General features: G+C 35.7%; 21 protein-coding genes. All 21 read left to right on the top strand.

The features are described 5' to 3' along the window. The first annotated feature begins 3 nt into the window (after positions 1–3). Positions 4–654, top strand: coding sequence for a ParA family protein (locus BUC06_RS23615; RefSeq protein WP_073335332.1), 651 nt, complete (start codon positions 4–6; stop codon positions 652–654). Between the two features lie 34 nt (positions 655–688). Continuing rightward, positions 689–1,282 (top strand): hypothetical protein, encoded by a 594-nt coding sequence (locus BUC06_RS17680; RefSeq protein ID WP_139263385.1) that lies wholly within the window; start codon positions 689–691, stop codon positions 1,280–1,282. Positions 1,283–1,406: 124 nt separating this feature from the next. Continuing rightward, positions 1,407–1,727, top strand: a complete 321-nt coding sequence (locus BUC06_RS17675; protein WP_394344553.1) for a DUF4134 domain-containing protein — start codon at positions 1,407–1,409, stop codon at positions 1,725–1,727. A gap of 1 nt (position 1,728) precedes the next feature. After that, on the top strand, positions 1,729–2,043 hold the full coding sequence (locus BUC06_RS17670; protein WP_073335329.1) for a DUF4133 domain-containing protein: 315 nt from the start codon (positions 1,729–1,731) through the stop codon (positions 2,041–2,043). Next, positions 2,015–5,083, top strand: a complete 3,069-nt coding sequence (locus BUC06_RS17665) for a TraG family conjugative transposon ATPase (RefSeq protein ID WP_073335328.1) — start codon at positions 2,015–2,017, stop codon at positions 5,081–5,083. Before BUC06_RS17670 ends, BUC06_RS17665 begins: the two co-directional genes overlap by 29 nt. Beyond that, positions 5,070–5,723 carry a hypothetical protein gene (locus tag BUC06_RS17660; RefSeq protein ID WP_073335327.1) on the top strand — a complete coding sequence of 218 codons (654 nt, stop codon included), beginning with the start codon at positions 5,070–5,072 and terminating at the stop codon, positions 5,721–5,723. Before BUC06_RS17665 ends, BUC06_RS17660 begins: the two co-directional genes overlap by 14 nt. 10 nt (positions 5,724–5,733) lie before the next feature. Then, the gene (locus tag BUC06_RS17655; RefSeq protein WP_073335326.1) at positions 5,734–6,420 is read left to right on the top strand and encodes a hypothetical protein; all 687 of its coding nucleotides are present in this window, start codon (positions 5,734–5,736) and stop codon (positions 6,418–6,420) included. Between the two features lies 1 nt (position 6,421). Then, the gene (locus BUC06_RS17650; RefSeq protein WP_073335325.1) at positions 6,422–7,087 is read left to right on the top strand and encodes a hypothetical protein; all 666 of its coding nucleotides are present in this window, start codon (positions 6,422–6,424) and stop codon (positions 7,085–7,087) included. 5 nt (positions 7,088–7,092) lie between these two features. After that, positions 7,093–7,923, top strand: coding sequence for a hypothetical protein (locus BUC06_RS17645; RefSeq protein WP_073335324.1), 831 nt, complete (start codon positions 7,093–7,095; stop codon positions 7,921–7,923). Positions 7,924–7,925: 2 nt separating this feature from the next. Beyond that, a complete protein-coding gene (locus BUC06_RS17640) occupies positions 7,926–9,158 on the top strand; it encodes a hypothetical protein (protein WP_073335323.1) in 1,233 nt (410 codons plus the stop codon). Between the two features lie 18 nt (positions 9,159–9,176). Further along, positions 9,177–9,791 carry a conjugative transposon protein TraK gene (gene traK, locus BUC06_RS17635; RefSeq protein ID WP_073335322.1) on the top strand — a complete coding sequence of 205 codons (615 nt, stop codon included), beginning with the start codon at positions 9,177–9,179 and terminating at the stop codon, positions 9,789–9,791. 2 nt (positions 9,792–9,793) lie between these two features. Further along, entirely contained in the window at positions 9,794–10,147 is a 354-nt protein-coding gene (locus tag BUC06_RS17630; RefSeq protein ID WP_063969909.1) for a restriction endonuclease subunit S domain-containing protein, read from the top strand. Between the two features lie 34 nt (positions 10,148–10,181). Further along, positions 10,182–11,390: a conjugative transposon protein TraM gene (traM, locus tag BUC06_RS17625; protein ID WP_073335321.1), complete on the top strand. Its 1,209-nt coding sequence runs from the start codon at positions 10,182–10,184 to the stop codon at positions 11,388–11,390. 4 nt (positions 11,391–11,394) lie between these two features. Beyond that, positions 11,395–12,264, top strand: coding sequence for a DUF4138 domain-containing protein (locus tag BUC06_RS17620; RefSeq protein ID WP_073335320.1), 870 nt, complete (start codon positions 11,395–11,397; stop codon positions 12,262–12,264). 371 nt (positions 12,265–12,635) lie between these two features. Continuing rightward, positions 12,636–14,627, top strand: a complete 1,992-nt coding sequence (locus BUC06_RS17615; RefSeq protein WP_073335319.1) for a type IV secretion system DNA-binding domain-containing protein — start codon at positions 12,636–12,638, stop codon at positions 14,625–14,627. Between the two features lies 1 nt (position 14,628). Further along, positions 14,629–15,504, top strand: a complete 876-nt coding sequence (locus tag BUC06_RS17610; RefSeq protein WP_073335365.1) for a M23 family metallopeptidase — start codon at positions 14,629–14,631, stop codon at positions 15,502–15,504. Then, positions 15,494–16,204 carry a hypothetical protein gene (locus BUC06_RS17605; protein WP_073335318.1) on the top strand — a complete coding sequence of 237 codons (711 nt, stop codon included), beginning with the start codon at positions 15,494–15,496 and terminating at the stop codon, positions 16,202–16,204. Before BUC06_RS17610 ends, BUC06_RS17605 begins: the two co-directional genes overlap by 11 nt. A gap of 5 nt (positions 16,205–16,209) precedes the next feature. Further along, the gene (locus tag BUC06_RS24175; RefSeq protein ID WP_073335317.1) at positions 16,210–17,352 is read left to right on the top strand and encodes a hypothetical protein; all 1,143 of its coding nucleotides are present in this window, start codon (positions 16,210–16,212) and stop codon (positions 17,350–17,352) included. A gap of 86 nt (positions 17,353–17,438) precedes the next feature. Next, positions 17,439–18,191: a hypothetical protein gene (locus tag BUC06_RS24170; protein WP_073335316.1), complete on the top strand. Its 753-nt coding sequence runs from the start codon at positions 17,439–17,441 to the stop codon at positions 18,189–18,191. A gap of 81 nt (positions 18,192–18,272) precedes the next feature. Then, the gene (locus BUC06_RS17590; protein WP_073335315.1) at positions 18,273–18,959 is read left to right on the top strand and encodes a hypothetical protein; all 687 of its coding nucleotides are present in this window, start codon (positions 18,273–18,275) and stop codon (positions 18,957–18,959) included. Beyond that, positions 18,949–24,174 carry a helicase-related protein gene (locus BUC06_RS17585; protein ID WP_083564117.1) on the top strand — a complete coding sequence of 1,742 codons (5,226 nt, stop codon included), beginning with the start codon at positions 18,949–18,951 and terminating at the stop codon, positions 24,172–24,174. The genes BUC06_RS17590 and BUC06_RS17585 overlap by 11 nt, the downstream gene beginning before the upstream one ends. Positions 24,175–24,552 lie beyond the last annotated feature (378 nt).

Here is a 24,552-nt window from a genome sequence, read left to right as displayed (position 1 = left end):
GCTATGATAATCACATTCGCCACACAAAAAGGAGGAACCGGAAAAACAACACTAGCCATCGCTTTTGCCAATTATATTTCCGCTATTTCAGAAAGGAAAATCAATGTTTTCGATTTTGATTACCAGAAATCATTCTACCATAAATGGAAAGAAGATGAAATTTTGGAAATTCAAAAATTGTACAATGTAGAAACTATTGGCGAGGAAGAGGAACAGCCATTTTCTGATTTTGAAACTTTGATTGAATTGAAAGAAAGCGATGAAATTAACCTCTTTGATTTGGCAGGAACACTCGATGCGAAATACAGCGATTTGTTGATTTACAGTGACTTTATCGTGATTCCTTTTGAATATTCCGATGTATCTGCAAAATCGACTTTGGTTTTTGTGAATTTTTTAGGGCTTCTGGAAAGTCAGGCAGAAAGAATTTTCATCCGTTCCAAGTACGATAAAGGCTACAGATATTTGAATCAGGAAGGAATGGATACCGAAATCACAAGATACGGAATACTCCTGAAAAGTCCTGTTTTCAAAAGAAACTGTTTACAAACTATTGATACCCGAAAATTGACTTACGAACAAAAATATGCGGTAAAAAATGCATTCAATGAATTGGTTGATTACATCAATGAAATATTGAAGATTAACCTTTAAAATAAAAAACTTAATCCTTATAATTTCAATTAAAATGATAAAAATTTCACTTTGCATATTGGCTGTTTATCTGATCTATTATGCCGGTAATATCGCATACGACCTGTTTCTCAAGAAAGAAAAAGAAACCTGTAAAGAAGAAGCCGACGAATTTTCTTTGTCCGAAATTTCCGGGCAGTATCAAGATTCAACACAAAATATAGGAATTGAAGATGTTGAAAATATTAACACACCAAAATCCTTCAGTAAAAATCAAATTCTTTCCGATGCGAGTGAAGGAAAAGATGAAAGGCAAGATTTAGAATATTTGAGAGAACAATTTGAATCTGAGCAAGATTTGGATGAACCCGATAATCCATCCATAACGGAGTCCACAGAAAATGAAAACCAACCATATCCTGAAAAAACCGATTTTAACGATGCTTATGTTGAGCAGAACGAAAAAACACCAATCGAAAAAGAAAGCCCAGAGCGTAGCGAGATGACTCAACAAAGCCAAATTTCAGTCGACATTGATAAAGAAAATTCTAGAATAAAAGAATGGAAAAAAATGCTCAATCTTTCTGAAACAATGGTTCAACTGGTGGCTAATCAAAATGGATACAAAACATACCAATCCATCATGTAGCTTCAATTAAAATAAACATTTAACAATCTGATAAACAATGAATTAATAATTCGATGCAGCTTAAGTTATGCCATAAATTTAAAATTCCAACAATATTAACCCTTTATAAAATTTTTGAATTATGATGAAAAATATTTTCACAAAAAACGTGACCGCAAAAAGAATTCTATCGCTAGCCTTGGTCATTATGGCGATAACTCCCGCATTTGCTCAAGGTGGTGCAACCGCAATCTCGAATGCGGCCAGTGATATCAGAGATTATTGGGATCCTGTTAAGCTGATCTTGAAAGCAGTAGGAGGTTTGGTCGGATTCATCGGTGGTCTTCGAGTATATAACAAGTGGACGAATGGTGATCAGGATGTCAATAAAGAAATCCTCGGTTATGGAGGAGCAATGATCTTTTTGATTGTAGTTCCGGAATTCGTAACAGCATTCTTTGCCTAACATGGGATTCTACCTCTACAAGGGGCTGAAAAAGCCTCTTGTATTCTTCGGACTCAAAGGGAAATACATCTTTTACGCAGTCGGTGTCATCGGAGGCGGAGTCATTTCAGCATTGGTACTCTCAAAGTTCGGTCTCTTAGGCTCTTTACTTGGTCTTGCAGTCACCGCAGGTGGAGTTTATTTCATCTTCAGAAGACAGGACAAATATGGTTTGTATGACAAAACCAAAAACTTCGATCACATCTTAATTTTTCCAAAAAGGTTAGACAGTAATAAACTTTTAAAGAATGGCAACAACAAAAAAACAAGTATTTAGCATTCCTTTTATCGGATATGATCATGGAAAGGATTTCAATTGGGATTTTGATGTTCTTTTCGGACAATACGGAAACCCTATTATCGGGATCAAGATAAAAAACATTGTCGAACAATATTCGGCAGATCCTGACAGCTATCTCAATTTCCACACGGTATTAAATCAGGTGGTGTCGATCATTGGAGAGGGAAGAATTGTTCAGAAGCTTGATATTTTTTCTAAGAAAAGATACACCGCTGAACAATCAAACCAGTTTCTGCAGCAAAAATATTCGGAACATTTTGATGGCAGGCTTTTTAAAACCATCGAAACGGTGCTTTTTTTTACAGATATCATCGATGATAAGCTGAAAAAGAAAACGAAGCATTATCATTTTTCGGATAAAAGCTATAAGGAACTACGGGATAAATGCCAGAAAGTTCTGATGCTTTTGAAACAGAATAATTGTGAACCTGAGTTTTTATTCGAGAAAGATTTTGAATACTATATTTCCGGTGTGCTATCGATGCAATTTTCCGAATCCCCAACATTTGATAACATCAAAAGCACCAACGAATTTTTACAGATCGGAAACCGGTTTGTGAAGAACATTTCTTACGTGGATGTAGAAAATATTGATCTGCCTTCAGAAATTGAGCCTTATTCTGTTCTCGGCGGTAACGGTGCAGCAGCTGAAACAGCAGTGGATAATTTTAGTTTTATCAATGAACTGGAAGACTACGAAACGATTGTCTACAATCAGATCATTACCATTCCGCTTCAGGCACAACAGCAGAGGGAACTCGACAAAAAAAAGAAAAAGCACGAAGGAGCAGCCAACAATTCTCCGTCCAACGCTATTATAGCAGATGAAATTCAGACTCTGCTTCATAATATTGCCATTGATGGACAGCTCGTTGTGAATGCCCACTTTTCCATCCTTTTTTCAGCACAGACACTGGAGAAAATGGAAAATATTCAGTCGATGATTGAAAATAAGCTTTTTACGAAAGGAATTATAGTTTCTAAAAATGCCTACAACCAACTCGAACTCTTTCGGTCAGCCATTCCGGGCAATGGAACAGAACTTAGAGAATACGATTTATTTATGACGACAAGCGAAGCGGCCTTGTGTTTTTTTTTTAAAGAAAGTTACCCCGTGAATGAAGAATCCAATTTCTATTTAAGATTTACCGACAGACAAGGCGTTCCGCTAAAAGTAGATCCTTCGGATTTACCGATGAAAACAGGAAAAATAAACAACAGGAATAAGTTTGTTTTAGGACCCAGTGGGTCAGGCAAGAGTTTTTTAATGAATAATATCATCGAGCAATATCTGACCTACAATTATGATGTAGTCATTGTTGATACAGGAGATTCTTATTCAGGAACTTGTAAATACAAAGGAGGAAGATACATTCAGTACACCGAAGAAAAACCTATTACTATGAATCCTTTTCTAATGGATAAGAAAGAATTTAATATTGAAAAAATCGAATTTTTGACCAATTTAATTTTCTTGATTTGGCAAGGGCCGGATTCTTCAATGTCATCAGCCCAAAAATCCATTTTAGATAATGTGTTATTGTCTTACTACCACGGTTATTTCAATTCTGGGACACAGTGGTATGAAAATAAAACTTCCGAGGAACTGATTCAATATCTGGGTAAATACAACATATATGAAGAGGATCTATTTTCTGAATCTGAGAATGAATCAAAGGGGCAGCATACATACTATGACATCTTGGGGATCAGTTTCGATGCCAGCTCTGATGAAATAAAGGAAGCGGGAAGAAAATTGTTGAAATTTTATCATCCCGACAAGAACATCAATAATCCGGAATATGAAAGCGAAAATTTCTATAAAGTTTATGAAGCGTATGACACGCTGAACGATGAAGAAAGACGGAAAATATACAATGAAACGCAGTTGATATTGATCAAGTCGAATGACATCATCAGGCAACCCAGATCAGCTGAAGAATGGAATGAATCCTTTAGAAAAGCCATTATCAGAAAAATAAAAGAACTGGAAGAAAAGCTGATCGTAACTGAACTTTCGTTCAATGGGTTTTATGATTATTGCGATCAATTTCTTCCTATCTACCTAAATAATAAGAAACACAATATCATAGAAAAGGAATTCAATCTGCGCACTTTTTTGTTTGTCCTGAAAGATTTTTACAAAGGAGGAAGGTACGGAACGACATTAAATGAAAGCGCAGACAATACCCTGTTTGAAGAATCTTTCATCGTTTTTGAAATTGATAATGTAAAGGATAATCCCAAGCTCTTTCCGATAGTAACGCTCATTATTATGGACACCTTTATTCAGAAAATGAGACTCAGAAAAGACCGAAGAAAAGCACTGATCATCGAAGAAGCGTGGAAGGCAATCGCAAGTAAACTGATGGGAGGCTACATCCTCTATTTATATAAAACGGTGAGGAAATTTTGGGGAGAAGCAGTAGTGGTAACACAGGAACTTGATGACATCATCGGAAATGCAGTGGTAAAAGATTCCATCATCAATAATTCGGACACGTTTATATTGCTTGACCAGACGAAGTTCAAGGACAATTTCGACAAGATTGCATCACTGCTTTCACTCAATAAAGTAGAGCGAAACAAGATTTTTACTATCAATAATCTGAATAATAAATTTGGTAGAAGTCGTTTTAAAGAATTTTACTTGAAACGAGGTTCCAAAGGCGAAGTCTATGGAAATGAGGTTTCATTGGAGCAGTATTTAACCTATACCACAGAAAAACCTGAAAAATCAGCAGTTGAATATTATGTACATCAATATGGCGACTATGATGAAGCATTGCGCAGAATAGTTGGTGATCTCAAAACCTTCGGAGACAGTCTGGAAAACTTGGTGTCACTCGTGAACTTATATCAAAATCCATTGGATGATAAAATCAATTCCTTTTACAGAATGATGAAAAAAGAACACAAAGGGATGAATGTTTTTAAAGTCATCTCGCAGGAATTGGAAGAACGTAATATCAGTTTTTCAGAATTCATAAATAAACAACAATATGAAAAAATATAGCATTTTATTTTTATGTTTTGTCAATATTCTTTATTCGCAAAACACCTACATAGACCCAACGGTAACGGCGGCAATGATTCTCTATTCTGAAAATTTAAAAGCGAAACAGAACGAAGTCATTGAGGAAACTTCAAAATTAAAGGACGCACAGACCTGGGTGGGGACTCAGATGGTGGCAGCTAATGACATTCAGAATAAAATTCTGAAGGGTTTAAAAGAAGTTTCCGGCACTTTACAAAACGGAATTCAGGCACAGGAAATCTACTCAGAACTCAATAAATGCTACAATTATTCCTCACAAGTAGTACAATTGGCATCAGAACATCCGGAATATGCCATTTTTGGAGTTAAAGCTTCACAAAAGACGTATGAGCAAAGTTTAAAGATTGTGACCGATGTATCTGATATTCTCGCATCCGGTGAACTGAATTTGGCTACTGCAGGAGATCGATACAAAATACTGCATAATATTTCCGGTAATGTGAAAAATCTGAAGCTTTGGCTTTTAGCAATCAAACTGCGATTAGAAAAAGCCAATCGATTGGGATTCTGGAATTCCATTAATCCATTTGCAGGCTACATCAATACCGACAAGGCTATTGTTGAAAATATAATGAACAGGTATAAACGGAATTTTTAATACCAAAAAGATGAAAAAGAAAATTGTTGTCAGTTTGTTTATTCCTGTAGTTTATTTCGTATTGACATCCTCCGGTGGTGGTTCTACACCAGCTTGGCAGCAGGAAAATGTTTCATTTCCAATGATGGATATAGAGATCAATGCCACGATGAAAGAACATGACCGACAAAAAGAAATGCGGCAAAAGCAAATTGCCAATGCTACCGTAGAAACGGCCAATAGAAACCAATGGAACCAATTCAAAGATAAGATTACCAAAGTTCAGGACAGATTGCGGATTGTTTCGTTTTCCATTCAAGCCATACCAACAGGAATAGCAATGAGCAGGGAAATAACCAAAATAACAAACAATCAGACTGCTATTATCAATGAAATAAACGATGCTCCTTATTCCATTATAGCTGTTTTGCCTTCTCAGGTTCAGTTTGTTGATGATCTGCAAATGGTGACACGGCTGGTAACAGGGATCATTTTGTCTTACGGAGCCATTAACCAAATGGAAAAATCAGAACGTAAAGCATTGTTAGACTATGCCTTGGGTGAAGTAAAAACCTTGAGCAGGAATTCCACGCATATGCTTTTGAAGATAAGGGATATTAAAGCCAAAGTAAAACGTAACAAAAGAGCCTTTCAATATTTTGTCAACAGGGATAAGCAAGTAGTTGAAAGCATAATGGATAACATTAAATCTTTCTAAAATGAAAAAAATATTTTTTTCCGGAGTTTTATTCTTCTCTGTTGCATCGGTAAAAAGCCAGCAAATAGTGATTAACGACAAACTTCTGTCACAGATCACCGTAAACCACGGAGTCAGATTAGGAAGTGAACAAGCTTTTCTGGATTCATACGAAAAGCAAAAGGAATTGTATGATGATATCAACAATAAAATCATGCAGATCATTGCGATTCAGGAGTATATCTATCAACAACTGAAAAATGTGAATTCAGCCTTGACCCAGAGTAAAAAACTTATATACCTCTATCAATATCTCGGTAAAATAGTGACGAACTCCAATAAAATGCTGGATTTATCCGCACAACATCCTGAATATTCGGCACTCATTTCAAAATATTACATAGAAATCGGGAAGCAGACGATGAAACTTCAGCAGGAAGTTACCCAGGATATTCTCAATGAAGACAAAGATTTTCTGATGGATGCGATGGATAGAGAAATGCTGATTGAAAAGATATTTACACGAGTAAGAAATATCAATGGGAACATTCTGTACATCAATCTGCGATTAGAGAATGCCAAGAAAATCCCTTATCTGTATCAGGTTCCGGTGCTTCGTAATTACATCAATATCGACAGAGCCATTGTTGGCGACATCATCACTAAATACCACTACATCTTTAATTAATTATTATGGAAAATTTACTAAAAAAAATCAGCCTATTTCAGTTCCTCTTGATTGCAGTCACTGTGTTTGGACAATTGAGTGTAAAGAGATTGAATGACCCTTCCATTGTTGCCCAGCATAAAAGAATGGTCTTTCAAGATTGGGGAGACTGGCGTCCTTATCCAAAATACTTTTTAGGTATTCAAACCAATTTTGCCTACGCGACGGTTTGGGGAATGTGGGCACCGAAGATCAACAGGGATTATAAAGACGGTGAAGATATTCGACCATTAAAACCTACTGGGGTGCAAAATCAGAGATTCTCTCAATTGAAGTTTCAGGAGGAAGAAGCAAAAAAAATAAAGGCAGCTTCAGATACCATTCATAAAAGAAGTGTTCAGGATTTTGCCCATTGGACTTCCGCTACGGTCGATGCCGATCCTCTTTGGCTTTTGTATTATAAACGAATGCTAAGACCCATTACCGAGTTCCCTGATATACCACAAAATTTTATCGAGTGGCGACTGAAAGACCAGCAAACCTTTGAAACACTCAGCTCAACAGGAACATTAAAAAGACTTCAGGAAGAACTGGATTTAATCAAAGAAAAATATTCAATGTCCCGGTCTATGGATATGCCAAGGGGAAAACGGTTCATTATGTATCACGAAACCCTTATCAAATGGAGAAAGTTTGTAAGGGAATTAAGGAAGCACAATAATAAGACAACACTTCTTACAGATTATAAAAACATTTTAAAGAACCATTCAAATTATGCTTTACCACAAGCTTGGGCTCCGGCATCAGACCAGCAAATTGTTCAAAATATGATGAATCATTATAAACACCGATATTAAAAATGAATAAAACAACCTTATTATTTTGCCTTTTGACAATATTACTGCCAATTATTGGCTTCGCCCAGACAGACGGCGATTACAGTAATCTACTCCAATTTTTAAAAGGAGACGGGGCTTTTGAGAACTGGTTTATGGAAGTTTTTACAAAGCTGGATAATAGCGTACAAGATAGTGCTGCCGGTTCTGCTTTGGTAGGAAAAGCAATAGGCGGTTTAGGCGCTCTTATGTACCTCGGATATATGGGTTGGCAAATGGCCGCCGGAGACAGGGAGTGGGAAATCACACCGATGCTGAAGCCCATTCTTATAGGATTTACCCTTGTTTACTGGAGCGGATTTGTCAGTATGATTCAGGCACCATTTGAGGCGATTGCCGAACCCGGAATTTCAATTTTCAGTGAGATAGAATCGGAAGTCAATGATTTAAGGATCGAGAGATTTAAGAAGCAGCAACAATTATTAGATGCTGTCATTAAATTAAAGGCGGAAGAAGATGCCAAACAGGAAGTCATTGAGAGTACTACTGAAGATGCGGATGATTCGTGGTATGACATCAGCGAAGGATTGGATAAACTCATTCAGCCCATCAAGGAATGGTCGATAAGAATGGAGTTCCAAATGCAAAAATTAGTAGCAGAACTCATTGAATTTTGTTGTCTTTCCATTCTTAGGATTTGTGTATATCTCATTTTCTTCATTCAAAAAATATGGTCTTACATTTTAATTATTTTGGGACCGATAGCTGTTGGAATGGCTCTTATTCCCGGATTTGAAAATTCATTATACAGTTGGGTCTCAAAATTCATCAATATCAATCTCTACACTTTTGTTGCCTACACCATCATCAACATCGGTCAGCAACTGATCGCTTCGGGTTATACAATGGAGATTGAAAGATACGATACGCTTTTATCCAACGGAACCATTACCAACTTAGACGCTTTGATGGTCTATGTGAGTAATTCGGGAATGATCTACAATCAGCTGTTTACATGTGTTGCCTATGTGGTTACAGGAATCGGAGTTTTAATGACTCCAACTATTGCAGACAGTATTGTTTCTGCGGGAGGAGCAGGATCAATGACCAAAATGAAAAATGCAGCAGGAAAAATAGCAAGCAGTGCCAAAACAGCAATATTGGCGGCTAAAACAGGAGGAGCTTCTGTCGCAGCGAGTGCAGCAGCAGGCTCAGCTTCGGGAAGAGTTAAGGAAGCGATGAAAAACGGAAAATAATCTCAAAAATTACCATAAATGCTTATTAAAAACATAGAACAAAGAATTAAAATCAACAAGGTTATTTCAATCTCAACCATTGCTTTTGCTGTTTTCATTGTCATTGCAGGATTTTTCTTTGCGTACAGAATGATCGAGGATTCCAGAAGATCCATTTACATTTTAGATAATGGGGTTCCGGTTCTTGCCAAGCAAACGGACGTACTTCTCAACCGACCTGTTGAATACAAAGCGCAGATAGAACTTTTCCACAGACTGTTTTTCACACTCGCTCCAGATGATACCTATATCAAGGATAATATTCAAAAGTCATTATATCTCATTGATGACAGCGGGAAAAAAGAATATACCAACTTAAAGGAAAAAGGTTTTTACAATCAGATCATCGCGTCCAGTTCGATGGTCAGTATCCATACCGATTCTATTGCACTCAATATGGAACAGAAGAAATTTAGCTTTTTCGGAAAACAGATGATCACAAGAAAATCTTCTGTCATTACCAGAATGCTCATCGCCGAAGGTTTCTTTGAAGACATCATTCGGAGCCCTAATAATCCTCACGGCGTGATTCTTAAAAACTGGCGAATCATCAATAACGAAGAACTATCCAATCAAAATAAAAACTCTTACTAAAAATGGAAACTACATTTAAAAAAAAAGGTCAGAAATGGCTGCAGTGGGCAGTTCAAAATCCGAAGAAATTCTTCACGTATTCAATGATTCTACTGTCGGTTTCATTTATAGGGTCTCTCATTCAAGGTATCTTTTTCCCTTCCGAAACGGCTTTCAAAATAAGGCCTCCGGTTCTCTATTCTAAGAGTAAGATGAGTCAAAATCCACCTGTGAACAATGATAAAGAGATGGAGAAAATTGTGAACGAACTGAAAACTTTAAAAGAAAAAAGAGACCAAAACGCTCTTGAAAAAGAAGACAGCTTACGAATTGACTATCTGTTCAACCAATACCAAAAATTAAAAAATGGCCGGTAGCACCGGAGGCAATTTATACAAAAATCAAAAATAAATGAAAAAAATAAATTTTAAAGAAAAAAAATATATTCTGCCTCTTTTGGCTTTGCCATTTCTTTTTCTTTTCGGCTATGTAGCAGCGCAGTTTGTCAAAGAGGACACTTCTGAAAAAGACAAGCCAAAAGAATTATCTCTTTCACTGGGTGATACGCAGGATTCTATTATGAGCAAAAATGATGCTTATAATGCTTTCTTCAAAAAAGAGGATAACAGAACAATGCTCGGTGGATTGGACAAAGAAGAAGACAGTTTATTGAACTATGATGACCAGTTGTCATTAGCGCAAAAAAGGAAAATAGATTCACTAAAAACGGTCAATAGTAGACAAAATCAATATGAGGCGAAAGGAAATCAATCCTCGTATTACAAACCAAATCAATCACAAAGGGACGATAAGGATTACAGCAGGTCTTCGGAGATCATCAAAATGCTGAATGATAAATCTTACGGAAACCAGGAAGATAAATACGCTGATACACCTAAAGAAAAGACACAAAGTGTCCAAACGGATCCTGTAAAATATTTGAAAGAACAAATGTTGGTAATGGATTCTTTAGAAAAATCTCGTGACCCGGAGTACCAAGCTAAACTCGCTGCAGAAAAGAGATTGAAATCAAATACGGATAAGATGGAAGATTTTCTAAATTCAACTTTCAATGTGAGCAAATCCGGAATCAACAATGAGTTCAATGCTTTCTATAAGGAGAAAGAAAATAGTTTTATCAAAGCAGTCATTGACGAAAACAACAAAGGATTTTTAGGAAGCAGGATCAGATTTCGATTGTTGGAAGACATCTTTGTTGGAAACAAAAAAATAATAAAAGGTTCCATTTTATACGGGCAAATCTCAGGATTTTCGATGCAAAGAGTCAATCTCAGTATTGTTTCGGTCTATACAAAAGGAGAAATCTATCCTGTCAATCTTTCGATTTATGATGTTGACGGTATGAAGGGATTGTACGTTCCACAAAGTGTTTTTAGAGATATGATGCGGGAAATGGGAACTAACTCGGTTCAGGGCACACAGATGGATATGGGCGGAAAAGGATTTTTCTCAAGCATTGGATCCAGCCTGTTTACATCAACATCTAAATCTATTGCCAACCTGATCAAAGAGAACAAAGCAAAATTGAAATACAATTCTTACGTTTTTCTCATCGACGAAAAACAATTGAAAGATTCACAAAACCAACAAAAAAAATAAAACAATGAGAACTTTATTATACATCCTTTTATTATTCACAGCTCAATTTTTGACAGCTCAAACTGCAACCAAAGAACAGATTATTTCCGATTTACCGGAGATTGAAATTACCGAAGGGATCAACCTGCATATTATTTCGCCGGAACCGATTCAGTATGTGGATTTGTCAACCGAACTGCTAACGGGCGATTTGCCAGCGACCAATATTGCTAGAATAAAAATCACAGACCATCCTGATTTTGGTGAGAAAGGAAAAATCAAAGCACCTTCCATTTTTTTTAATGGAGATAAAATCGGAGTGATAACCGTTGTTGCGCAGTCTTTCATCGCACAGTACAAAGTGGTGCATAGAAACCAGGACAACCTCAATACGATTACTAATATCCATATTCAACCCGAAGCGATGCAACCTATAGAGTTTGATAAAATGGTTTTCTCAAATCTTGAATTGCGAAAATTTGCGATGGATATTATTCGAAAAAAATCTGAGAAAAATCCAATTAGAGAAGAGAAAAATTTAAAACTCAGCTTTCAGCTCAATAATGTATATGTGATAAGCGATTACATCTTTTTGGATATGACTATCAAAAACAATTCTAATCTGAGCTATGATATTGAGGAATTGAAATTTTCGTTAGAAGACAAAAAAATCCACAAATCAACAAACAACCAAAGTGTAGATCTGACGCCCATTTTACAACTCAATCCTCAAAAGCACTTTAGGAAAAATTTCAGGAACATCTATGTTTTCAAAAAATTTACTTACCCAAACAGTAAAGTGATGATGATTCGTCTGATTGAAGAACAACTCTCCGGACGTACCATAGAAATGAAGGTGAACTATTCTGAAATTCTTAAAGCCGATACCTTTTAATTTAATGATTTATACAATGGAAAATTTTTCAATTACACTATGCTTTGTGCTCTTGCTATTAATATTCACCTACCATTCTATTTTGATAATCATTTTTTCTAAAAAACGAAAATTACTCTTAAATGACTATGAAAAGCTATTAAACCTTAAAGATTGGTATGAGAAAATATCTGAAGAAGCAAGCCGCTCATACATTATTGAGAGAGTCGAAAAAGAGGAAATGAGCTAATTAATCAATTGAATCTGTTGAATTCCAATCTTATTGCAATACAAGAAAAGCAAAAAAAATTGCAGGAACAGCAACAAAAGCTACACAGTAACTTATTAAAAGAACACAAATTACTTAATCAATACTTCGAAAATTATTCTTAATGCAAGAACAACAACATCAAATCAAGATCTATGGCTTTCTACAAAAAGCTGTCTATGCAGTCGTTGCATTGGATTGTGCTTCGCTTTTTTACCTTAATGCTGATGTTCCAATAGTATCCAACTTGTTAAAAAATTTTTCAAAGCTGAGTTTTATTTACCCGCCCATCAATGCCAAATTTGCAACATTAATTTTGGTTGGATTAGTAGCTGTAGGAACAAAAGCCAAGAAAAAGAAAGACCTTAATATTAGTAAAGAAATTATCGCTCCTATGATTTTCGGTCTACTGATGATTTTCTCTTCGCTGATATGGCAAACTGAGGCAGGTAATGCAACACTTCCAAAAGTATTTCCCGGCTTCAATCTCTATCAGGTAATTTATGCTGTTCTTTCTTTTTTTGGGGCCGTTATCCTTCAAATGGGTGCAGACAGTATTTCAAAACTGATGCAGCAGAAAATGGGAAAAGACCGATGGAATGTAGAGGAAGAATCCTTCGATCAAAACCAGAAGTTAGTGAACACTGATACTTCCATTAACATTCCTTATATCTTCAGATATAACAATAAGACATATAAAGGGTATATTAATATTGATCCTTTTAGAGGAACAATGGTCATCGGAACGCCGGGTTCAGGGAAGTCGTTTGGTGTCATCAATCCTGCCATAAGACAAATGATTGCAAAAGGTTTCTGTCTCTGCATCTACGATTTTAAATTCCCCGATCTAGCACAGATTGCATACTATCATTATTTATTGAAAAAAAGTAAGGAAGAAGACTACGATTATAATTTCCACGTCATCAACTTGAACGATGTCGAAAAATCAAAACGAGTAAATCCGTTTCATAAAAAGTACATTCAAACTTTGGCAGAAGCCCAGGAAATGGCAGAATCAATGGTGTCCTCTTTACAAAAAGGAGGTTCGAGTTCAGGAGGAGGCTCTGAAGCTTTCTTTACCCAATCTGCCATCAATTTTCTTTCGTCCTGCATTTATTTTTTTGCAACATTCGAAAACGGAAAATATTCTGATATGCCGCACATTCTTTCCTTTATGAACCGAAGTTACAAAGAAATTTTCGACACGCTTTTTACCAACGAAGAAATTTTCTCTTTGCTTTCACCTTTCAAAACGGCTTATGACAACAAAGCATTTGACCAATTGGAAGGACAAATCGGAACACTCAAAATTTTCCTTTCAAGATTGGCAACAAAAGAAAGTTTTTGGGTGTTTTCAGGAGATGAAGTGGAATTGAAGATAACCGACAGAGATAATCCTTCCATTATTATTCTGGCTTCAGACCCGGGAACACAGGATATTAATTCGGCCCTTTATTCCTCGGTGTTAAACAGTGCTTTAAGATTGATCAATTCCAAACACAATTTACCGGGAGGAATTATCGCAGACGAATTTCCGACGATCTATATTCATAAAATTGACAACATCGTAGCTACTGCAAGAAGTAATAAAATTGCTGTAATGCTTGGGCTTCAGGAAATTCCGCAACTCAGACAATTCTATAAAAAAGAAGTGGCAGACACCATTTCTGCCATTGTTGGAAATATCCTATCCGGTTCTGCCAGAGACAAAAATACATTGGATTGGCTGGAAAAACTTTTCGGAAAAATTAAACAAAAATCATACTCACAATCCATTTCGCAGCAAGGAACAACCACCAGTATCAATGAAAAGATGGACAATATGATTCCGGCAGGTAAAATAGCAGCCTTGAAAACCGGAGAAATGGTAGGAATGATCGCGCGGGGAGAAGAAAACGCTGCTGAGGAATATAAAACATCTGCAATTAGGGGCAAAATTAATTTGGATATGAAAGCCATTCAAGAGGAAGAAAGCAACTATGTGAAAATGCCCTCTTATTATTCTTTTGTGGATAAGAAAGGGGTTAACCGAAAGGAAGAAGTGTTGATGACCAATTTTAGAAAAATCAATAAAGAAGTGGAACTCATTGTGAATGAAAATATTAAAGCTGCATAAAATGAAAAAACTAAAATACACATTTACATTGATGGCGCTGTTTTACAGCTGCTTATGCTTTGCCCAATTCAATACGATTACACCAACAATACCGAAAAAATCTGAAAATCCAAAAGTATCAGATAAATCTAATATCGAAGAGCCGGTAAACCAAAAGAAGGCTAAGAAATCTTGGAAGCAAGTTTTAAATATCACCACAAAATCAGATTTAAAAAATGAAACCAAAGGTTCGACGAAGTGGTTAACGAGTCAAATAGATTCACTGAAAACACTGATTAAAGAGTATAACAGTGTAAAAGAAATACGAAAAAATGAGTTTGAAAAACTGAAAGATTCTTTGATGCTGCAAGCACAAAATAGAGTAGAAGAAACAAACCAAGCATCAAAAAAACAAAACTTTTTTACAACGTATGATTTTGTAGATGAACCGGCAGCATCTTTTTCAAAAATTGTAATGCCCCTTAAAAACAAAATTACCGTTACATCTCCCTTTGGAACAAGAACGCATCCTTTTTTCGGAACAAAAAAAATGCACAACGGGATTGACTTAAAAGCCAATTATGAAAATGTGTATGCTGTAATGGATGGAATTGTTACAGCAACAGGCTGGGATTCTAAAGGTGGGGGAAATTTCATAAAAGTAAAACATTTTAACCGTTTCGAAACTTCCTATCTGCATCTCTCAGAAATATATTATCGGGCAGGAGAACAAGTAAAAGCAGGCTTTATCATTGGGAAAAGCGGAAACTCAGGAAACTCTACAGGTCCACATCTGCATTTTTCGGTGAAAGAATTCGGACAAAGCATCAACCCTTCTCATTTTTTAAATGACATCATAAAAGTAAACAATTTAATAGCAAACCATTATGAACACTAATACTTTACCAACAGACGAACTAAAAAAATACGGAATTATTAATGAGGATAATTCTTTCTCTAAAAAGCTAAATATAGAGGATGTTCAGAAATTTCTGCAAGGATATACCATCGTTGCAGACCACGACAAAAACAGGGCAACTTTTCAGCTTACTGATAATAATACCCAACTGAAGGTCATCCATTTAGAACGAGACAAAAACCTACCGGAAATACTTAAAAACAGTAAGGACAGAGTTGAATATTCCGATATTCAAAAGGTCTCTAACAATCTGTTGCCGGAGTTTTCGAAGCTTGAGAAAAAAGCCTTCATTTTCGACAAAGAAACCAGCAAAGTTGTTGAGTTTGACTTCATCAAAAATGCTACGGAGCTTACTGCGATCATTGCTGATAAAAATGATACGGAAGAACTGAATCGTTATAAAGATGAATTGCTAAAACTGAAAAGTTATCTTTTGGATAAGATAGACCAGTATCCTGAAATAGCCAAAGAGATTACGAATGATCTCAGCATTGTTTCCAGAGAGATCAATACCGTAAACAGTATAGCGACCAACCACAAACAAATCTCCAAAGCAGACGATTCCGGCATTCAGCTGAATGTGAACGACCCGGATGTGTATCAGGATGCCAATCAAAGAAGGGACGATGAGCAGGAGCATGAAGAAGAAGTGGAGAAATCAAGAAGGTTTAGAAGATAAATAAAATGGAAGATAATCTAACCTGGTTTGATAAGAATTTAGTTCCGAGAACGAAGGCTTATAAAAATTTTGCGAAGGAAATGGAAAACACTTCACCTGAACAGTTTTTTCGGGACGGAGAGAGGATATTTACTGATAAAGAGAAAAATTTTATGGCAATTCATCAATCTAAAGGAAAAGAATTTATTCAAGGTTCAAATTTTACATTGAAAACATTTTTCAATTCAAATCAGGATTTCCCTATTAAGGATAAATTTAATATTCCCGCTGAATTAGTCAGATTTATTGAAAAGCAGCAACTAGCCAATAAACAGTTGATTATGCAAAATAACACGGAGTCTACTGAAATTACTATAAGTAACGAGTCCATAAAGCAGAAATTTCTCTCTGATCTCTGGGCTCAGGAATTGGAGAAAAAAACTGATTTAAGTTCCGGATTGACCTATACACAAATTGATGAAAAGCAAGCTTATCATTATCGAAATTATGAAGTTGAAGCTACAAAGTTATCATCAGAAGGAAGCCATCAAATTGAAATGACTGATCTGGAAGAAAATGCAGACTTTTTTTCAGATGAAGGCTGTGAAGAAAATTTAATCCCTGCATCTGACCTTCCGGATGGCTGGTTATGGCGCGACTACGATGATGGGAGCGGATCTCTGAAAAGCCCCGGTGGTTATAGTTACTACAGCTATGATCTGCAAACGCAGGAATATAGATTACCGTATGGCAGCAAAGAATGGACAGGTATGACAGATTTTTATAATGAACCAAAAACTTTGCACGACTTTAAAATATATGCGGAAGGAGACATAAAGGAAAAAGCAGTCAAAAATAATCTTTCTCCGAAGCTTTCTGTAGAAGAAAAAAACGATCTGCTCAATCACAAAAGTTTTAATAAAGAAAACAAATTCTTGCTGGAGAACTTACAGATTACATCAAACCAGAGAAAAGCTTTTTCAGAAAAAATAGAATTTGGAACAACAGATGGAGATTATTCGCTTATAAAGGAACAAATGGACAAATCCCAAATGTTATTGATGGTCATACGTTGTGAAAAAATGACAAATACGAATTGGCTTTCGGCCTATTGGAAAAACAGCTATATGGGGAATTCTACGAATTATTGGATAGCGGTAAAATTCTAAAAAATTATCTGGATGAAGATAGTTTGCCAAAAACTCGAATATTAAAAATCAACGAAATAAAATTTAACAATCAAAACCCAAACATTATGGAAACACAAAAAGAATTCGATCAGGTACAATACCTAAAAGACCAAATGAAATACCTCGGTTTCGGAGAGGGTGAAAAGCTTCACAAAGATTTGGAAAAAGGAATTAAATCTACCAAACAAGAGTTTGAAATTAAAACCACTTCAGACAAAACTTTGCCCGAAAACAAAGTAGATTTTACCTTAAAATTCAACAAAACGGAAAGTGGTGGTGTTTTTCTCAATTCTTATAATGCAACGCTTAAAAATAAAAAAGATGAAAGCATGTCGCATGAATTTTATGTAAACAAGGAAAATACATTTACTGCAAAAGAAGCGGTCAATCTTTTGGAAGGTCGCACTGTGAAAATAGAGTTCACCAATCCAAAAACAGAGCAATTAGAACCTGCCTTTGTGAAGCTCAATTTTGACGAACCGAAAACTGAAAAAGGAAATTATAATTTCCAGAATTTTTACAAAAATTATGGTGTTGATACGGCTCTGATCGTAGAAAAATCCAACCTTATTTTTGATAAGCCGGAATACAAAGAGAATACCATCAAATCTCTTGAAAAAGGGAATATCGTCAAGGTAAAATTTGAATTGGACGATAAAGTGGTAGAAGGCAAAGCGGTACTGAATCCGCAATACAAAAATTTGAATCTGTATGATTCCGATATGAACAGAATCAACACCAATAAACCTTTAGAAGGTTTGGAACAGGATAACAAGCACGAAAAAAATAACATGAAAGAACAAAGTATTAAACGATAGATAACACGTACAACCAATCATTTATTTCCCAGCGGTAAGTCAAATTAATTAGGCTGCCGCTTTTTTAAACCCTATATATCTATGAAAAAACTTTTAATACTACCCAGCTTGTTTTTTCTTTTTGTAAGCACTTCCTGCCACAAAGAAATCAAATCCGAAAAAGGAGGAATCGATGTTGTCTCCAATGTGTATTTTGATGTTTCCAAAAATCTGAACAACATCCAAAGCTTTCATTTGTCAAGCCTTAATTATTCGGGAGATTCTATTATAGAAAAGATTCCGGATGCTAATGCTCCCGAAATAACCCAACAGATTTATTTCATTAAAGATTCATTGTGCTATACCATTGAAAATGAAAATCCCGGCAAAATTATTCTGTCAGACATCATAAAGAAACAAAAGCCGCTTTCGGTTGAAAAGAAAAAAGGAGGAACATTGTTTTCTCAGGAAAAAATCCCCAATTACAGAAACAGAAAAAATCTGAGTGATACGGTTTTGTTCAAGAAAAAATACAAACGATTTGAAATCAACTCACCTTGGATGTACACCCGGTTTTACATTTATCCAACGGATACTATTTTACCGTACTCTATTTACAAACACGCGGAAAAGGACTACCACGGAAGGCTCGAAAGGATTGATTCTTACAATAAAAAGACGGACATATTCGTGACGCTTCAATTAATATCAAGAAAAAAATGGGACAGTGAAGCCAAAGAAATTTTTGAATTTAACCACTTCATAAAAAACAGAAAAAGTGAAAGATGAAGATTTTTTTAATGAGATAAATGATGACATTTCTGTAGTTGAAGGAAATAAAAAGGAACTTATTGTTTTCACAAACAGTAAGGATATGCTTTCATTCTTGGAGCTTCTTCAGTTGAACAAGCAATTCAATAATAGAACATTGATTACGCTTAATTCCGGTTCAAATAGCAAAAAGTTCCTCAATAGATACCAGAATTATGATGGTAAAATGTTTCTTTGTCTTACCGGGGATAGAACGGGAAATGCAATAACCAGGAAAATTCTCACAGAATTTAATGGCAAAAATATCAAAGACGTTCGTCCGTTGTATGAAATTTCTGAAAATGGGAATCAAGACCTGACCGGATATTTAGACAATAAACTCAATCGTCAAGATAAAAATACTAATTTAGTTGAACCAAAAATTTCTGAAAATGAAAGCAATGCAATTGAATCCGGAAGAACTTCCGATTCTCAGCAAGTGGGAAACGGAACACCTGAACACAACACTGGAAAACTTAGCCCTGAGATCCAATCCGAGCAAAACGGAAGTTACGGAAGCGGACAAGCAGTGGGCAGCAACGATGCTGGAAATGGACTTGCAGGCACAGAGCGGAGCAATTTGGGAAACCGAGACCGAGGAAGAGGATCCTATGACGACTCACAACAGAATAATGTTGGAGAGACTCAAGGACGTTTCGTGGGCGGAATCGTACCCGGGAGAATTGTATCCGATAGAGGAAGATCCGATGGAAGAATTACAGAAGGAAGACCTTCCGAGATAAGTGGAAATTCTTCAAACAATGTAGAATTAGATACTTTAATTTCAAAATATAAAGTTCAAAAAATGACCAATTATCAAGTTGCAGAAGTGGTTTCCGCAGCTTGTTTTGTTTCCGAGAATCACAAGGTTATTCTCAAAGAAAGCCTTAAAATTACCGATGATTTAAAAGAGATCTGCAACCAATTCCAAAGTGGCGGAACCGCAAAAGAAGGACGAGGAATTTTAGATGAATATTATACTCAGGATAAAATTGTTGATGCAGTCCGCAATCTAATCAAAGACCATTTCAAAACCCTCAATGAAATTTCGGTTTTAGAACCCAGCGTAGGAACGGGAAATTTCATCTATGCCACTAATGAACTATCTGTAAATTCTAAAATTACAGGATTTGAAATCAACGAGACCACCGCAAAAATTGCCAAAATTCTACATCCCGAGGCGGACATCAATCTTCGTTCATTTGAAACTGAATTTATTGATGATCGAGGTAATAGAAAAGACTCAAAAGATTTTTTAGAAAGATATGATTTGGTCATCGGAAATCCACCTTATGGCGAACATCGAGGATTTTACAAAGGATTGGGCGAAGAACCAAAAATTTCAAAGTATGAAGATTATTTTGTTAAACGGTCATTAGATTCTTTGAAACCCAACGGCGTTTTGGCGATGGTTCTTCCATCAGGTTGGCTCAACCGACAAAAGAATTTACAAAATGCTAGTGTTTTGGATGGATTTCGTTTGCCCAACGGAGCTTTTGCAGGAACACAGATCGGAACCGACATTATCATTCTCAAAAAAAACAATCACCAGATTTCTGCGGATATTTCCAATTATTTTGAAAGTAACCCAGCAAGAATTTTGGGAGAAACCCGAGAAAAAACCAACCGTTTTGGTCGCTTGGAAAAATATATTCACGGAAATTTAGATGAAGCTTTATTTAAGATTGACCAGTTTAAAAATAGGAAAGAAACCCAACGGATCGGAAATCTGTTTGAAGATTTGTTTTTAGAGGAAGAACATACAGTTCTTGTACCCAAAGGAAATGCAATAATCGACGATTCCGCGAGGATTGAAAACCAAAATGAAAATGAAGTAAATGTAACAGAAGCTAAAGAAAAAATTGACCAGGTGCTTTCCAAACTTAATGACATCAAGTTTAAATCTCCCGCAATTACGACTGAAATTAGCAAGTATCAAAAACTGCGCGAAGATCTAATCACAAAGTCGACTTCGTTTTCTGATGAAAAATTAAAAGAATTGGTTGAAAAAAGTGATAGGATAATTTCTATTCACAATACGAGAGCCGAGAAGGAATATCAAGTTCAAACAAAACCGCAACTAAAGAAAGGTGTTTTAAAATATCAATTCTCGAAACAGGATCAAATTGTCAATACTTCCTTGCAAAATAGTTCTGATATTACCAAAGAAAAAATTGAAGCATTCAGGGATACGTCTTATGACGGCACATTAAATAATCGTGGAAATCATTATCAATTTGCTAACTTCATTGATGGAAACTGGGTTCACGATTTTTATTACACTGAAGGAAATATTTATGCGAAACTGGAACAATTGGAGCGGGATTTTTGCCGAAGTTCGGCTTCCAATTTTTTAATTAATGATAAAATTGGCGCCGGCACTGCCGGTCAATACGAAAAACAAAAGTCATTATTAGAAAATGTTCTACCAAAAGCGAAATCTTTAGATGAAATTTATATCAGTCCGAACCACGAGTTCGTACACAAATTTGAGTTAGGACAAATAAAAAAAGACCAATATAATCATATTACAAAACGTACCGAATCAGTCATTGTAGATTACAATCTTGCGGAAAAATTCAAAGATTTTGTCGGCACTTTGTCAAGTGAAGCCTTTGTAGGTTCTTCAGCTTGGGAAGTACGAAGTTTTGTAGATAACGAAACAGTTACAGGAAGCGATAAAGAAAGAAATGCGTTGGTCAGAGAAAGACGAAAAGCTGCTGCGAATGATTTGTTTTACAAGTTTATTCGGGAAGAACTTTCCGCTGATATTAGAAATCGCTTTGTAAAAGAATTCAACAGAAATTACAATAACATCCACGTTCCGGATTATTCTAAATTCCCATTATTTTCCAAAATTTATCTGCATTTCAAAGGTCAAGAATTGCGTTTGACCGAAGTTCAAAAAGCAGGAATCGGAAGACAAACCACAAAGGGAGTAGGGCTACTAGCACATGAGGTTGGTTTTGGAAAAACACTTTCAGGAATTCTTGCTATGCATGAGGCAATGGAGCGAGGAAATTGTACAAGACCTTTGATTGTGGTTCCTAATGACAGTATTTTAAAACAATGGGTGGAAACGATATTTGAAACGATTCCCAATGCTAAAGTCAATGTTTTAGGGAATCTGGGGAAAGATTATGACCTTTCAAAATTTGATAATAAAGACGGAGAAATTACCATTGTTACTTATGAGGGTTTCAATAATATTGGATTTTCATCAGAAATTACCGAAGAACTTTCTTCAAAATTCAGTTACATCTCTGCAAGCGAAATGAAAGGCGTTACCAATACGGAAAGAGAACTCCAAATTGAACTTCAGAAAGAAAAGGAGATCGAGGGAAAAATGAAGCGTGGTAAAATCTATGACTGGGAAGATTTTGGATTCGACCATTTGACTTACGACGAAGTTCACAATGCCAATCATATTGTAGGAAAGGTAAAAATTGAAGACCGAAGATTTACTTCCGATTTCAGAAGTCAAAACCAACAGACTTCCAAATTGGGAATTAATACATGGATGGCAGCTCAGCACATTCAAGATAAAAATGATGGCAGAAATGTAACACTACTTTCCGCAACACCCTTTACCAACAAGCCTTTGGAATATTATTCCATTCTTTCATTGATAGCAAATAAAAGATTAGAAGAATCGGGATATTTCAACGTCAATACATTCTTCGAGACCTTTATGGAAGCGGATAATGATATGGAAATTGACGCAAAAGGTGATGTGAAGTTTAAAGCCAATGTTCGGAGATTTAAAAACAATTCGCTGTTTCAGCAATTACTTTCGGAATTCATTGATATAAAAGGAGAGGAGGATAACCCTGAATTGATCCGTCCGAATAAAATTAACAAAGAGTATAAAATTGAGCAGAATGATCTGACAAGAGAACAATATGACTTGCTCAATGAAAATTTCAGTGAGACTGAAAAGGGAGCAATTCTAACGCATATTCTCAATGCCCGCTTAATTGCAATTTCGCCATATCTATCACCATATTATGATGGTGAAGAACCTTCTGTAAAAGAATTTATAGAAAATTCTCCGAAGCTGAAACAGACGATGGATTTAATTTATCAGAACAAAAAAGATCTTCCCGAATCCGGACAAATCATTTATTCTGAATTAGCTGTTGCTCAATTTCCAAAACTGAAAGAATATCTCATTACAGAAATTGGTTACAAACCCGAAGAAATCGGAATTATTACCGGAGCTACCAGTAAAAATCAAAGAATTGCTGTTCAAAATGATTTTAATGAAGGAAAAATAAAAGTGGTTATTGGTAGTGAAGCCATTCAGGAAGGAATGAACCTTCAGGAGAATACAACGGATGTATATATGCTTACTTTACCCTACAATTTCACGTCTTTGCGACAGGTCGAAGGACGAGCGTGGAGGCAAGGAAATAAAAACGAAAATGTGAGAATCAATTTTATGTTGACCAATGACAGTATTGATGTTTTTATGCTTCAAAAACTGCAATCCAAACAGGCAAGATATTTAGAAGCGATGAAAAAAGGAGCCGATGTTTTGGATATTTCGGATATCAGTACACAAGAGCTTAAAACGTCTATCATTACAAATCCCGAAACCAGAGCCAATATTGAAATCGAATTGATGAAAAAAATGATTGAAAGTGAGAAAAATAAACATTTGGCCGATAGTGCTTTTGTTTTGAGAAAGTATGAAGACTTCTTGAAAGTGAAGGAACTGGTGAACAAAGCTGAGCATTCATATAATAGAATTGAAGGCTATTCAAAAAGTGGCGATGGAAATTCTGAATATTGGGCAACCCAATTGCCATCTTATCAAAAAACAATCGATCTGCATAAAACTCAAGTTCAAGAAGTGATTGAAAATCTCGCTGCAAAAGGGGTTAATGTTGCCGAAATTGCGAAGCAAACTAAAGCTACTGAAGAGAAGATTTCTGAAATGGATAAAAAGTTGGAAGAACTACCCGAAACGAAAGAGAATCTAATAGCAAAATATAAAATTGAAAAACAGAATAATTCCAACAACTCAAAGACTGACTTCAAATCAGAACGAGCAGCCGAAAACAAAATGATTTTCAAATTAGATCATGAAGCTTCAATTATATCTTCTAAACCTGAGAATTTATTAAATTATTTAGATATAATGAGAGAAGGCGAAAATTATGAAAATTCATATTTAGGTAAAAGGCGATAAAAGTTAACTAAGTTTTTAGTAATTTTTGAGTTGTCCTGTGATTAGCTAATATAGTTAGGGCTAACCAAAAATGATTACTTGCCGAGCAGATTTTACTTGCAAAGACTTCTATGATGAGGTTCATTTTGTCCACTACAAAAGATTAGAAAACACGTTGTTTTCTAATCTTTTTGGAATTAAGATGTTTTCAGCTTGTAGAACACTTTCTCCTAGCCTTAGATGCAGCTATCTTAAAAGATTAAAATAAATACCTAGTTACAACACAATTCGTTCACTATTTAATCCAACCAAATACTTTTTAGCCCAAAATCAGTGTTTATCTATTTTTAATAATCCAGATTACTCTTGAATAGCCTGCTGCACCAAATCCATATAGTT

Origin of the sequence: Chryseobacterium carnipullorum, assembly GCF_900142785.1 — a bacterium.
In the GTDB taxonomy this organism is placed as follows: domain Bacteria; phylum Bacteroidota; class Bacteroidia; order Flavobacteriales; family Weeksellaceae; genus Chryseobacterium; species Chryseobacterium carnipullorum.
Note: the sequence above shows the minus strand (reverse complement) of the source record. Positions and strands in the feature narration are given on the sequence as shown.